General features: G+C 60.3%; 9 protein-coding genes and 4 pseudogenes. 8 read left to right on the forward strand and 5 right to left on the reverse strand.

Going from position 1 to position 13045, the window contains the following annotated elements; all coding sequences use genetic code 11:
- The first annotated feature begins 102 nt into the window (after nucleotides 1-102).
- From LHFGNBLO_RS02195 to tnpC, 3 genes and pseudogenes are all read left to right on the forward strand, one after another.
- Complete coding sequence (locus tag LHFGNBLO_RS02195; protein WP_183445375.1) at nucleotides 103-489, forward strand: transposase; 387 nt, start codon at nucleotides 103-105, stop codon at nucleotides 487-489.
- Complete coding sequence (gene tnpB, locus LHFGNBLO_RS02200; protein ID WP_183445374.1) at nucleotides 486-830, forward strand: IS66 family insertion sequence element accessory protein TnpB; 345 nt, start codon at nucleotides 486-488, stop codon at nucleotides 828-830. Before LHFGNBLO_RS02195 ends, tnpB begins: the two co-directional genes overlap by 4 nt.
- Nucleotides 831-906: 76 nt before the next feature.
- Nucleotides 907-2430: pseudogene (gene tnpC / locus LHFGNBLO_RS02205) on the forward strand (IS66 family transposase); the annotation flags it as partial.
- Here the strand turns inward: tnpC and LHFGNBLO_RS02210 are convergent.
- Both LHFGNBLO_RS02210 and LHFGNBLO_RS02215 read right to left on the reverse strand, forming a co-directional pair.
- Nucleotides 2419-2553: pseudogene (locus tag LHFGNBLO_RS02210) on the reverse strand (transposase domain-containing protein); the annotation flags it as partial. The pseudogenes tnpC and LHFGNBLO_RS02210 sit on opposite strands and share 12 nt — an antisense overlap.
- 85 nt (nucleotides 2554-2638) lie before the next feature.
- Nucleotides 2639-3313 (reverse strand): omptin family outer membrane protease, encoded by a 675-nt coding sequence (locus LHFGNBLO_RS02215; protein WP_258599890.1) that lies wholly within the window; start codon nucleotides 3311-3313, stop codon nucleotides 2639-2641.
- A gap of 119 nt (nucleotides 3314-3432) precedes the next feature.
- Here LHFGNBLO_RS02215 and LHFGNBLO_RS02220 point away from each other — a divergent pair.
- The 5 genes and pseudogenes from LHFGNBLO_RS02220 to LHFGNBLO_RS02240 all read left to right on the forward strand — a co-directional run.
- Nucleotides 3433-3612, forward strand: a pseudogene (locus LHFGNBLO_RS02220) (ISL3 family transposase); the annotation flags it as partial.
- A gap of 765 nt (nucleotides 3613-4377) precedes the next feature.
- Nucleotides 4378-5736, forward strand: a complete 1359-nt coding sequence (locus tag LHFGNBLO_RS02225) for a dicarboxylate/amino acid:cation symporter (RefSeq protein WP_258581065.1) — start codon at nucleotides 4378-4380, stop codon at nucleotides 5734-5736.
- A 113-nt stretch (nucleotides 5737-5849) separates the two neighbouring features.
- The gene (locus tag LHFGNBLO_RS02230) at nucleotides 5850-6674 is read left to right on the forward strand and encodes an IS5 family transposase (protein WP_258599892.1); all 825 of its coding nucleotides are present in this window, start codon (nucleotides 5850-5852) and stop codon (nucleotides 6672-6674) included.
- 224 nt (nucleotides 6675-6898) lie between these two features.
- Entirely contained in the window at nucleotides 6899-7930 is a 1032-nt protein-coding gene (locus tag LHFGNBLO_RS02235; protein WP_258599895.1) for a LacI family DNA-binding transcriptional regulator, read from the forward strand.
- Between the two features lie 166 nt (nucleotides 7931-8096).
- Entirely contained in the window at nucleotides 8097-8900 is an 804-nt protein-coding gene (locus LHFGNBLO_RS02240) for a TIM barrel protein (protein WP_183455299.1), read from the forward strand.
- Between the two features lie 50 nt (nucleotides 8901-8950).
- Here the strand turns inward: LHFGNBLO_RS02240 and LHFGNBLO_RS02245 are convergent, their stop codons facing one another.
- The 3 genes and pseudogenes from LHFGNBLO_RS02245 to LHFGNBLO_RS02255 form a co-directional block, all read right to left on the reverse strand.
- Nucleotides 8951-9868, reverse strand: coding sequence for a LysR family transcriptional regulator (locus LHFGNBLO_RS02245; protein WP_258599897.1), 918 nt, complete (start codon nucleotides 9866-9868; stop codon nucleotides 8951-8953).
- 527 nt (nucleotides 9869-10395) lie between these two features.
- Complete coding sequence (locus LHFGNBLO_RS02250; protein ID WP_258599899.1) at nucleotides 10396-11313, reverse strand: LysR family transcriptional regulator; 918 nt, start codon at nucleotides 11311-11313, stop codon at nucleotides 10396-10398.
- 258 nt (nucleotides 11314-11571) lie between these two features.
- Nucleotides 11572-12843 (reverse strand): annotated as a pseudogene (locus LHFGNBLO_RS02255) (IS256 family transposase).
- Nucleotides 12844-13045 lie beyond the last annotated feature (202 nt).

A 13045-nucleotide genomic window follows, 5' to 3' on the forward strand; every position in this document is an offset into this window, starting at 1 on the left:
TTCTTCACGACGAAGCCGGTCCAGCGTAAGCGCGTAGGCATCCCCACGTAGCGTGCAGGCGGTTGATCGCTCATTTTCAGCATGAATCATGCGGAGAATCCTATGAGCGACAGTATGAGCCATCATCGAACATTCGAGATTTTGACGGCGGAGCCTGTGCCGTCCCGACGCAAGCCGCGCCATCGGTCGGACGAAGAGAAGGCACGGCTTGTCGCCGAAGCGTTCTCGCCAGGGGGTAATGTGTCGGCGGTTGCGCGTTCCGAGGGGCTGGACCCCTCGCAGCTCTATGCGTGGCGCCGCAAGGCGCTTTCGTCGGGCATGGTTGCGCCACTGACGGAGGGAGCGAGCAAGCCGGCGAAGTTCACGCGCTTTGAAGCGGTGGGCAGCGACACGGTGGAAATCGTCATTGGCGACGCAGTGGTGCGCGCCGGCGGCGATGTCGATCCCGATCGCCTGGCGAGGATCATCCGCGCGGTTCGTAAGGCATGATCGCTTCCGGTGTGGTGGTTTACGTGTCGTGCCAGCCGGTCGACTTCCGCAAGGGCGCGGCATCTTTGATGGCGCTGGTCAGGGATGGCGGCCTGGACCCATTCTCGGGGGCACTTCACGTATTCCGTTCGAAGCGTGCGGACCGGGTTCGCATCGTGTGGTGGGACGGCAGCGGGGTTTGTCTTTATTCGAAGACTCTGGAAGATCACAGCTTCTGCTGGCCGGGGATATCGGCCGCGCGCATGCGTCTCGACCACGCCCAGTTGATGGCGCTTCTGGCCGGACTGGACTGGAAAAAGATTCGTCCGGCCAGGGTCAGGCGGCCGTTATCGACGGGCTGAAACCGGCCTGCGGCAAGATGAATCATGCGGCTGGAACGGTTGGGAAAGCGGCTGTTTTTGTGCTCTGTTGCTTGCCATGGTTCTACCGGGTCTTGCCCTTCCCGACGACGTTGATGCGCTGAAGGCGATGATCCTTTCCATGGCTCGCGAGCAGGCTGCAAGCGAGGCCCGGATCGCAGTCGCCGACGCTCGGATCGCAGCATCTGAGGCGGAGGTCGCCCGGCTGAAAGCTGTCGAGAAAAGCGCCAGCGAGCGGATCGCCAATCTCACGTCAATCCTGAAAGTTTTACAGCGCACGCAACATGGCACGCGTTCCGAGCGGCTACGCCTGGCCATCGACGACGAGCAGGCCTCCTTTGCCTTCGAAGAGGTCGAGACCGGCCTTTCGGAAATCCGGAGCGAACTCGACCGCGCGGTCGGGAACAAGCCGAAGCGCGCCCCGCGTCCGCGCAAGGGCTTTGCTGCCCACCTCGAACGCATCGAGGAGGTCGTCGAGCCGGAAATCCCGGGCGACTGCGAGGGGCTTGAAAAGGTTCTGATCGGCGAGGATCGATCCGAGCGGCTGGACGTCGTGCCGCCGAAGTTCCAGGTCATCGTCACGCGCCGTCCCAAATACGCCTTCCGGGGCCGTGACGGCGTGGTCCAGGCTCTGGCGCCGGCGCACATCATCGAAAGCGGCCTGCCGACGGAGCGGCTGCTCGCCTATATCGCCGTCTCCAAATACGCCGACGGCCTCCCGCTTTATCGGCAGGAGGCGATCTATCTGCGCGACGGCGTCGAGATCAGCCGGTCGTTGATGGCGCAATGGATGGGGCATCTGGGCTTCGAGCTGCAGATGCTTGCTGATTACATACTGGAGCGCATCAAGGAGGGCGAAAGGGTCTTCGCCGATGAGACGACCTTGCCCACCCTTGCCCCTGGTTCCGGGAAAACCACGAAAGCCTGGTTGTGGGCCTACGCACGGGATGACCGACCCTATTGCGGAACCAGTCCGCCAATGGTTGCCTATCGTTTTGAAGACAGCAGAGGTGCGGATTGCGTGGCGCGCCACCTCGCCGGATTCAGCGGTATCCTGCAAGTGGATGGCTACTCGGCCTATACCAACCTGGTCAAGGCACGGGCCAAAGCCGGCAGCAATGAAACAATCCGGCTCGCCGGGTGCTGGGCTCACCTGCGGCGCAAATTCTACGACCTGCACATCAGCGGGGTCTCGCAGGCCGCGACGGTAACGATCATCGCCATGACCGAATTGTGGAAGCTCGAGGACGAGGTTCGCGGCAAGGATGCCGGAAGCCGCGCCGCGCTGCGTCAGGAAAAGTCCGTGGCCATTGTCGCGAGCCTCTTCTATCTATGGGAAGCGGAACTGGGCAAGGTCTCCGGAAAATCCAAGACCGCCGAGGCGATCCGCTACGCGCTCACCCGGCGGGAGGCGCTGGAACGCTTTCTGATGGACGGTCGCATCGAAATCGACTCCAATATCGTCGAGCGTGCAATCAGGGCCCAGACAATCACGCGAAAGAATAGTCTATTCGCCGGCAGCCAAGGCGGTGGACGAACCTGGGCGACGGTAGCCACCTTGCGTAAGCGGTCAGCCGATAACGTCAGGCCTAAAGTTCCAAGGCATGAGCATTTCGATCTCGGATGCCGGCCAGCCTTGAGCGATGCGGGTCAAGGTCTGCGAGAGCCAGTCGAGCGGATCGACGCTGTTCATTTTGCAGGTTTGCGATTGAAATGGATTGCGCGCAGATACATTGTGCGTCCTTATTCCACGCATCGTCTTACGTGCTCGGCGCCAGACATGACTGCGCTCAAAACGTCAGCTTGAAGCCGGCCGACACGGTGAAGGCATAGAACTCCATGCCAGCGCCATCCTTGAAGATCGCGCTTTCGGCGCCCCACATTGTGGTATCGCCTTTCTGGCGGAAGTACTTATCGAAATTGCCGGCTAGGAAGAGGCTGGCGCGTTCGGTCATTTGAAAATCGGCCTTGGCGCCGACCGAGATAAAGGGGATGACACCGAAGGCATCTTCAAACAGCCGAGGCTTGCCCGTCCAGTGATGGTCAATATCGTTTGCGTCGATGGTAAGGCCGCCGCGGAGCAGACCCGAGAGCGTCAAATTGCCGAATTTCGTGATCGATTCCGCACCAAGGAAAACGCCCGGATAGCGCTGTTCGTAACTGATGCCAAGTTCGCCGTCCTGGAACTTACCGCGAGTGTCGCGGAAGCGTATCTCACTATAGACGAACGAACCGCCATAGGCGCTCCACATCACGTTGGTGTACTTGAAGCCGCCATGCAGGTTGATGGCCGTGGCATCGTTGATCACGACGTCTCGGCCTACTGCCATGTCTAGGCTGATGTAGCGGTCAAGGTGAGTGTCGGGGTGGATCGACTGATGCCACCAATCGGCAGCAGCAAAGCTCGGTGCAACCCAATCATCGTCATCAACGGAATATGGTGCAACCCAATCATAGTCTACCATGTGACTGCGCGCCGGAACTCTTGAAGGCGGGTGACTTGGCTCGACGTTTCGCTGCACTGATACGCGGCGACGATGATGCCGGCCTCGAGCAATTGATCGAGGACGCCACGGACAGCGAACTGGCTTCCCTTGCAGCAGGCATCGGCCGTGACATTGCGGCTGTTCGGGCCGCAATCACCCAGCCCTGGAGCACCAGTCCCGTCGAGGGACAGATCAACCGTCTCAAGACCATCAAGCGCCAGATGTATGGGCGCTCCGGGTATCCGCTGCTGAGAAACAGGCTGCTGGCAGCCGCCTAACGACCGTAGAAACAGACGGGGGAACCAAGGGAACGACGCACCTGCACCAAATATGCGGAAGAACCCAGAATTGTCGCGCCACAGGTTGGGAACGTCGCCCGGCTTTGAAGCGCGGCGCTACTGTCGAAGTGCATCTTGGCTGACGCCGGCGTAATGCCGATCTTGTCGGACCTGACGTAGACCGTATGGAGAACCGCTGGAGTGCCATCAAATGGAGCCGTACGGGGAGAGCCTCCATTTGAGATCGGCGGCGGTGGCGTGGGAATGTTTGGTAGGCGTGTCTGAGCCCTCCTGACTCGACGAGTTTCTTCGTCTGGCGGGCTGAGCGGGCCCCACCCTCGCGCCGATCATCTGACGCCCGTAGCAGGGGGCGGAACAAACACCCAACCAACCTGACTTATGCTGTGAGGGTTGCAACTTGAGGTCAAGTGAGAGCGACACCCCACTCGGTTTATGGCCTGCGACTGGAATCAATGAGGGCGGAAACGTCCGTCTTCTGCCGCAGGGAGCTATGAAGAGCACGTCGGGAAACAAGTGGCTCGGCGATCTTCGACGCAATGCTCCGCTCAGGTGCCGCAAACCAGACGGAAAATGCGGGGTCATCCAACTGCTGGCAAAACGCAAGCCTGAGGGGCGTCTGGCGAAGGTTTTCATTTGGCACGGCACTTGCGGCCGAGATGGCAGCAGCGTTGGACCGGGGCGCCGCGTGGGAGAAGCCTGGGAAGGGAGGAAGCGCCCGCCCCGACCCGGTCAGGGAGAGAGACAGTGTTAGCTCCAGAGATCCGCAGCGCGAACGCAGGCCCTCATAAACCCCATTTTGCGCGGCTTTACGTGCAGGTGCTTGCCGCAATCGCGCTTGGCGTCGCACTTGGCTATTTCTATCCGGAGATCGGCGAAAGCGTGAAGCCACTCGGAGATGCATTCATCAAGCTCGTCAAGATGGTCATCGCGCCTGTCATCTTCCTGACAATTGCGACCGGCATCGCCGGCATGAACGATCTTCAGAAGTTGGGCCGGGTCGCCGGGAAGGCGATGTTCTATTTCCTAACCTTCTCGACGCTGGCACTGATCGTCGGCCTCATAGTTGCTAATGTCGTTCAGCCCGGCGCCGGCCTCAACATCGATCCGGCGTCGCTCGATGCCCAGGCGGTGAGCACCTATGCCGCAAAGGCGCACCAGCAGTCGGTGATCGGCTTCCTGATGAACATCATCCCGTCAACGGTCGTCGGTGCCTTCGCGGAGGGCGACATCCTGCAGGTCCTGTTCTTCTCGGTTCTGTTCGGCATCGCTCTGGCAAAGGGCGGAGACACGGGGAAGCCTGTGCTTTCTCTGCTCCAGGCGCTCATCGCGCCGGTGTTCAAGCTGGTCGGCATTCTGATGAAGGCCGCACCGATCGGGGCTTTCGGCGCGATGGCCTTCACCATCGGCAAATATGGAATCGGTTCGATGGTCAACCTCGCCCTGCTGGTCGCGACGTTCTATCTCACCGCGTTCCTATTCGTGTTCGGGGTGCTCGGCGCGGTCTGCCGTTACAACGGCTTCTCCATCTTTTCTCTCATTCGCTACATCAAGGAAGAGCTGCTGCTTGTTCTGGCAACGTCCTCTTCGGAGGCCGCGCTCCCCTCGCTCATGGAGAAGATTGAGCGGGCTGGCGCCAAACGTTCTGTCGTGGGTCTCGTCATCCCGGCAGGATATTCATTCAATTTGGACGGCACCAATATTTATATGACGCTGGCCGCCCTCTTCATAGCACAAGCGACGAACACGGATCTGTCGATCGTCGATCAGGTGCTTCTGCTGCTCGTTGCGATGCTTTCCTCAAAGGGTTCTGCAGGCGTAACAGGTGCGGGCTTCATCACGCTTGCCGCTACGCTCGCCGTAGTACCCAGTGTCCCCGTCGCTGGCCTCGCTCTTATCCTTGGCGTCGACCGCTTCATGTCGGAGTGCCGAGCGCTGACGAACTTGGTCGGCAACGCGGTGGCAGCGCTCGTCATCGCCCGCTGGGAGGGCGAATTGGATAAAGCGCAGTTGGAAGCCGCCTTCTCCGGTCATCAGCTTGCGGAGACATTAAACCGGCCGATCGATCGTGCGCCCATCGCGCCTGCTAAGTGGCCGGGCCCGTGACTAGATCTAACGATCGCCTCGCTGGCCTGAAAAAGCGCTTGGCGCTAAGAGGCTGTTTGGAAAATCGGATTTGAGGGGTTTCGTTTGCGCATGAAGTCTGATTCAGAGCGTGGATGTGGACCGAACAGAGCCGTGGCCGTGTTGCCAAGATCGCGCGTAAGACGAAGCGTTATCCGTGTGATCTGACAGATGAGGAATGGGAGCGGATCGCGCCACTGATGCCGGTTCCTGGTCGGCGTGGGCGTCCCCGCGAGGTGGATTTTCGGGAGGTAATCAACGCGGTGCGCTATCTGGTGCGCTCAGGCTGTGGGTGGCGGATGTTGCCTATTCATTTTGGGCCGTGGCAGACGGTCTATAGCTGGTTCCGCGAGTTGGCACGGCGCTTCCTGTTTCAGACGATCCACGACGTGGAACTGATGCTCGACCGCGAGCGGCAGGGTCGCGAACCTTCACCCAGCGCTGGTGTGATTGATAGTCAGTCGATCAAGGCACCCCATGCAAAAGCACGAGGCTACGACGCGGGTAAGAAGATCGTCGGGCGCAAGCGCCATATTGCGGTCGATACGGACGGACGGCTCCTGATGGTCAACCTGACCACCGCTGACATCTCCGACAGCGCGGGTGCGCAGGCGATACTCGACGGCATCCGCAAACGCTGGCCGTGGGTCAAGCATCTCTTCGCCGACGGGGCCTATGACCGGCTCAAGCTGATGGATAAGGCCTGCTATCTCGACTTCATCGTCGAGATCATCCGCCGCTCCGACGACCAGAAAGGCTTCAAGGTTCTACCGCGTCGCTGGGTCGTCGAACGGACGTTCGGATGGATGATCCGGTGGCGACGCCTCGTGCGCGATTACGAGCAGCGCATCGATGTCTCGCAGGCCATGATCCTCGTCGCCATGGGCGGCATCATGCTACGCAGAAACGCCCATCCGTGATTTTCCAAACCGACTCTAAATGCCATCAGGAGCGTTAAAAGCGGTGAGTGCATATTATAAGTGGCCTAAGCAAACCGAATCGTATGCTGATACGCGCTCGCAGTGCTGTCCATCGATAATGATGTCGACCACGGGCATGCCGAGCCCTTCACTTGCAGTCTGGGATCACCGCCCAGGCTGCTCGATCATAGAGCCACACCGCTCATAACCATTCAGATTTGATAATGGCCAAACGTCCCACAATTGTCGATCTTGCCCGCGAAGCCGGGGTCAGTGTTGCAACGGTCGATCGGGTTCTGAACGCCCGCCTTCCTGTGCGCGAGGAGACTGCGCGGCGCGTCCACGAAGCAGCCCACGCGATCGGCTATCATGCTGCCGGTCTCATCACGCACCGCTTGAAGCGGCACCTGCCGCGCTACCGGCTGGGCTTCATCTTGAGAAACCCGGCCCAGCATTTCTACCAAGAGTTCGCGCGCGAGGTCGAGGCCTCGGTAAGTTTGTCCCAATCCTTCCACGGCATTCCGCTCATCGAATTTGCTCCGTCACATTTGCCCGGGGATCTGATCCCGCTCCTTAAGAGCCTTGGGAACCGCTGCGACGCGATCGCCATGGTGGCGCCGGACCACCCGAAGATCACGGCAGCGGTCGAGGAGCTCAAGGCGAAAGGCATCCCGGTGTTCTCGCTGCTTTCTGACTTCGCCTGCGGGGTGCGCGAGGGTTACATCGGTCTTAATAATCGCAAAGTCGGGCGGACGGCCGCTTGGATGTTTTCCAAGGCCGCCAAACGGCCTGGGAAGGTGGCCGTGTTTGTTGGCAGCCACCGTTTCCAGGGGCATGAGCTCCGGGAGGTCGCCTTTCGTTCCTATTTCCGTGAGAACGCACCTACCTTCGAAGTGCTCGATACGCTCGTGAACCTGGAAGAGCGGCAGATCACTTACGAAGCCATGCTGGATCTCATTCAGCGGGAACCTGAGCTCGTGGGCTTCTATATGGCCGGCGGAGGCATGGAGGGCGCTATCTCCGCGCTGCGCGAAGAGGGCAAAGGTGTGGATCTTGTCGCGATCGTGAATGAAATCACGCCCGAGACGCGGGCAGCGCTCGCAGATGAAATCGTCACCATGGCCGTCGCCACTCCACTGCGTCGGCTTTGCCAGGAGCTGATGTTACTCATAGACCGAGGCATCAAGACCGGCACCGCGGAAATGCCGGGCCAGACATTTCTGCCGTTCGACATCTATGTCCCGGAAAACATCTGACATTGATGTGATTCTATCACGGAGCCCAAATTCCTTTCATAAATGCAAGGAACGCTCGATTGACTGGCTTGCTTCAATCAGGCTTGTGCATCGGCCTGCGCTGGGGGGCGCGGCATAAGCCAGACAGGCAAACTGGCGGCCGCACTTCTGAAAGGAAAGCCAAGCCATGCGCCAGGTATCTCCCCGCTTTGCGGTCAACCACATGGCAGCGCCCCCTCTTGACGTCAGTGCATTTTTCGCGCTTGCGCGTGACCAGGGCCTAACCGATGTTCAAATCCGTGACCTTCATTTCAGCAATCCTGTTGCATGCGCCATTCCTGCTGCGGACGTCCGGTCTGCCGCCACCGAAGCTGGCGTAACCATAATCTCGGTCAACGCCTTGCAGCGCTTCAACGACTGGACTCCCACGCGTCAGTCGGCGGCGATCAAGCTCGCCGACTATGCGGCGGCGTGCGGGGCCAAGACGGTCGTGCTGGAACCGGTCAACGACGGCTCGTGGGCGTGCAATGGCGAGCGCCATGACAGTCTGCGCGTCGCTCTAAACGCGCTCAAGCCGATCCTCCAGCCGCGCGGTCTGATAGGTCTCATCGAGCCGCTGGGCTTTCGCACCTGCTCGCTTCGATCAAAGAAGCAAGCGGCCGAGGCCATTGCCGCGGTTGACGGCCAGTCAGTGTTCCGCCTCGTGCACGACACGTTCCACCACACCCTGGCCGGGGAGACGTTCTTGTTCTCCGAGCTTACCGGCCTGGTGCACATTTCAGGTGTGAATGACCCGACGTTCTGGATTTACCCGGATCGCTTCCTTGGAGGTTCCGACAATGGCAGCCAGATCCAGGCGCTGCTTGATGGCGGCTATGAGGGACCCTTCTCGTTCGAGCTGATCGAGGTGGTCCGCACGCTGGACGATCTTGCAGGCGCACTTGCTGCCAGCATTGACTTCATTCAGCGCCGGCTATTGACGCCAGATTAAGGAGTGGCAGGGGTACCAAATGTAAGTTCGCCTGGAAGCCTCCCGTGGTTTCAGAGCGGAGGAGCCATCCGAGATGCCTCCTGCATCATGATCTCCCGCATCCAGATGCTTGCCGGATCGCTGTTGTGGAGTGACGGCCAACAGAGGGTCTCGGTGAATGCGGGAAGCGGCAGCGGAAGTTCGACGATCTGCAGGGGGAACGATTTTTCGAAATGCCTGACCAGCCGGGAGGGGATGGTCGCGATACGGGCCGTGCCGGACACCATCGGCGGGACCATGCTGAAGCCCTGCACGGCGACCTCGACACGTCTCTTGAGGCCATGTTCAAGCAAGAACCATTCCTCGATGGAGGGCTTCATTAGACGCCCGAACCTGACCGAGACGTGCCTCATCGACATGTATCTCTCGAACGTAAGCTGCCGTGGCAACTGCTTGTTGGTGCGACAGCCTACGCACACGAGCCTCTCCTCAAACAGTGCCACGCTTGAGTGCGCGCTCGACGTGAACAAATCCGGAAGAATTAGAAAATCGACGTCACCGCGCTGGAGAAGCTCATCGGGGCCGTCGTCGACAGGCAGCAATTCGAAGCTGACGCCGGGGGCTTCGCGCGCAACACGCTCAACGACTTTCTCAAAAAACACGAGCGTGGCGAAATCGGAAAGAATGATCCTGAAACGGCGGTCGGATTGAGCTGGGTGAAACGTATCCGAGGAAATAATCGAGCACTGGATCTGCAGGAGAGCGTCGCGAACCGCGGGGGCAAGTGCTGCCGCACGCGGGGTCAGAAAACGTTCGCGGCCGCTCGTCGTAAACAGCTCATCGCCGAAATAATCGCGCAGCCGGGCGACGGCCGCACTCATGGCCGGCTGGCTGAGGTTGATGCGGCGGGCCGCCGCCGAGAGATTGCGCTCCCCCAGCAGCGCGTCGAGCACAACGAGGAGATTTAGGTCAAGCCCTTTGAAACGCATGTCTTTAGCTATCCATAGCGTGGATGCCGTTGATCGAAACAAACCATTTTATCACTTTTCCGAAATCTCGCATGGACAAAACACCTGACGCACCGATCACCCGCTGCTCTATCGCGTGACCTGTGCCTTATGACCAGCTCGAAAGAGAAAAATTTTCTATTTACTGCGAAGTGGGGTGGGGTTGTGCGGGGAGAATGGCTTGCAACTGGCTAAGCATGTCGAATCCGCCCTTTTCCAAAAAGCCTGCGCAGCGCGAGCGCGGAGGTTCACGCAATTGGCAGCGACTCACGTCCCTCATCATCGGAGCCTCCGCCGTAGCCCGGCCGGAACTCACTGCGGCTTCTATGATTGCTGGGCTCGGTCCGTCGGACAAGCTTGAGGCGAATTTTCGCGACGCGACGGTCTTCAGGAAAGGGGCGCTCCGACCCGCGGATCAGAGTCCGTCGTCTCTTCACTCCTGACAACGACGTGAGAGTGGGTGGCGTGACGCTGAGTAAATCCAGGAGCGCCTGGAGCCTCCCTTGGTTTCACAGCGGAGCAGCCATCCGAGATGCCTCCTGCATCATGATCTCCCGCATCCAGATGCTTGCCGGATCGCTGCTGTGGTGAGCCGGCCATTGGACGGCTTCGGTGAACGCGGGAAGCGGCAGCGGAAGTTCGACGATCCGCAAGGGGAACGTTTTTTTGAAATGCCTGACCAGCCGCAAGGGCATGGTCGCGATACGGGCCGTGCCGGACACCATCGGCGGGATCATGCTGAAGCCATGCACGACGACCTCGACACGTCTTTTAATACCATGCTCAAGCAAAAACCATTCCTCAAAAGCCGGCTTCAGCATACGCCCGAACCTGACCGAGACGTGCCTCATCGACATGTATCTCTCGAATGTAAGCTGCCGTGGCAACTGCTTGTTGGTGGGACAGCCTACGCATACGAGTGTCTCATCGAACAGCGCCACGCTTGGATGGGGGCTCGACATGAAGAAATCCGGAAGAATTAGAAAGTCCACGTCACCGCGCTGGAGAAGCTCGTCGGGGTTGTCGTCGAGAGGTAGCAATTCGAAGCTGACGGCGGGGGCTTCGCGTGCAACACGCTCCACGACTTTCTCAAAAAACACGAGCGTGGCGAAATCGGAAAGAATGATCCTGAAACGGCGGTCGGATTGAGCTGGGTGAAACGGATCCGAGGAGATAATCGAGCAATGGATGTGCAGGAGAGCGTCGCGGACGGCGGGGGCAAGTGCTGTCGCACGCGGGGTCAGAAAACGTTCGCGGCCGCTTGTCGTAAACAGTTCATCGCCGAAATAATCGCGCAGCCGGGCGACGGCCGCACTCATGGCCGGCTGGCTGAGGTTGATGCGGCGGGCCGCCGCCGTGAGGCCGCGCTCCGCCAGCAGCGCGTCGAGCACAACGAGGAGATTTAGGTCAAGCCCTTTGAAACGCATGTCTTCCGTTATCCACATGGCGGATATATTTCGGCGAAACAATCGCAGTTTTGCAGAACGTCGCAAGCGCAACTTTCAAAAGCGCCCTAAACAAAACTTGATGTCTGCGTTGGCTGCGAGCACATTTATCTGACGTATGCCTTCCGGTTTAGGCCGAACAGCCGGGTCGCACGTCGGTTCCTGCTAAGCCCCTCGCTGATCTGGGGGATGTCCCGAAGCTTGTTGAACTTCGGCTGAGCGACGTTGCGCGATATCATGTTAGGCAGCCCTCGATGCCGGAGCAACGGGCTTTGCGGCGAGGCGCTGCTGATGGGCGATCAGCGCAGCGCCCAGGACCGGCAACTGCTTGTGAGCCTTGAGCTTGCGGAAGCCCTTGGTGGCCTCGATCATGCCGGCTGCGACCCATCTGAGGGCCATCTTGCTATTGCGCCAGCGCTTCACGTTGCGCGTGACGCGGCGGATCGTGCCCATCATGTTCTCGGCAATGTTGGTGCAGGCGAGCGAGCGGCGAAGCTGCACGGGCAGCTTCGGCCGGACGACGGTGAGGATCTCGTCCAGTCCTTCCAGGATGCTGGCCGCGACGCCTGGCCGATCCTGGTCGAGCCGACGCGCGAGGTTTCGGATGAGCTTCGGCCTTGCCGGCGTCGTCGAGCTCCCAGGCTTGGCGCAGCACCCGGCGCGTCGAGGCGTGAAGCTGCTTGGGCAGCCTATCCATGATGTTGCGCGCCTTGTGAATCTGGCAGCGCTGGATCAGGCTGTCCTTGCCGAAAGTCGCGCGGATCGCCTTGGACAGCGCCTTGGCGCCGTCGACGATGAACAACCGCGCTACCGCCGGATCGAGCCCACGTTCTACGAGATTGTCCAGAAGCGCCTGAACGGTGGCGGCGTTCTCGGTCGCGCCCTCGACCAGCGCGAGAGGATGCTTGCCGCCTTTGCCGTCAATGCCGATCGCGGCGACGAGCACGAGATCATCGCTCACATGCAGCCCGTCGATCTGGATGACCAGGAGGTCGAGATCAGACAGATCCGCGCTCATGAAGGCGTCGAGCTTCTCCGTCGACAAGGCCACGAAGCGTCGCGACACAGCCGATTTCGACACGCCGCTGCCATGACCCGCCGGCTCATCGCCTTCCGGAAGTCGCACCGCCCGTCCGAACCGCCGCGTCGAGACGTTGATCAGCATCAGGTTCATCGCCCAGCGGCCGAGCCAGTCCTCCGACATCGCGCGATCCCAGCTCGGCAGTGCCATCTCCCGCCCATCGAGGGTCCGGATCCGCGGACGCTCGACCGCGACCTTGCCGCCGTGAACCCGATCCGGCCGCGCGTCGAGCCCAAGCGGTGCGCCTCGCGCTCTTCAACCCGGCCGTGGCGCGGGCCGCAGGCTGCTTCGACGTCCGCCTCCATCATCGCGCCCAGCGCCTCCATTCCGGCCGCAAGGCAGAGCCTCTCGAAGCTCTCCTGAACGTCGGCGAACGCTTCTTCCAAAGCTCCGCTCGCCGCAGCCGTCGGCAATGTGATATTCCTTTTCATCGCGTTGCTCTCCTCAGTGGAATCGACACCCCGAGCCTACAGGCTCGAGGCGACCAACGCCGCCCCTTCAGAATTTCAACAATGACCGGGACATCCCCCTGATCTGCGCAAGCTATATCGCGTCAGCTCGATGTGTGCTTAGGCGCCTACTCAAGGAAACACGAAAAGTTACGAGGTCTTTCCATGCGCAGGGAGTGCGGTG

The sequence above is a fragment of the Mesorhizobium sp. AR10 genome (assembly GCF_024746795.1).
Taxonomy (GTDB): domain Bacteria; phylum Pseudomonadota; class Alphaproteobacteria; order Rhizobiales; family Rhizobiaceae; genus Mesorhizobium.

What these genes read in the sequence shown, in the direction of transcription:
- LHFGNBLO_RS02215 (WP_258599890.1), bottom strand. Translation starts at nt 3,313, where the DNA reads ATGGTAGACTATGATTGGGTTGCACCATATTCCGTTGATGACGATGAT.
- LHFGNBLO_RS02235 (WP_258599895.1), top strand. Translation starts at nt 6,899, where the DNA reads ATGGCCAAACGTCCCACAATTGTCGATCTTGCCCGCGAAGCCGGGGTC.
- tnpB (WP_183445374.1), top strand. Translation starts at nt 486, where the DNA reads ATGATCGCTTCCGGTGTGGTGGTTTACGTGTCGTGCCAGCCGGTCGAC.
- LHFGNBLO_RS02240 (WP_183455299.1), top strand. Translation starts at nt 8,097, where the DNA reads ATGCGCCAGGTATCTCCCCGCTTTGCGGTCAACCACATGGCAGCGCCC.
- LHFGNBLO_RS02230 (WP_258599892.1), top strand. Translation starts at nt 5,850, where the DNA reads ATGTGGACCGAACAGAGCCGTGGCCGTGTTGCCAAGATCGCGCGTAAG.
- LHFGNBLO_RS02195 (WP_183445375.1), top strand. Translation starts at nt 103, where the DNA reads ATGAGCGACAGTATGAGCCATCATCGAACATTCGAGATTTTGACGGCG.
- LHFGNBLO_RS02250 (WP_258599899.1), bottom strand. Translation starts at nt 11,313, where the DNA reads ATGCGTTTCAAAGGGCTTGACCTAAATCTCCTCGTTGTGCTCGACGCG.
- LHFGNBLO_RS02245 (WP_258599897.1), bottom strand. Translation starts at nt 9,868, where the DNA reads ATGCGTTTCAAAGGGCTTGACCTAAATCTCCTCGTTGTGCTCGACGCG.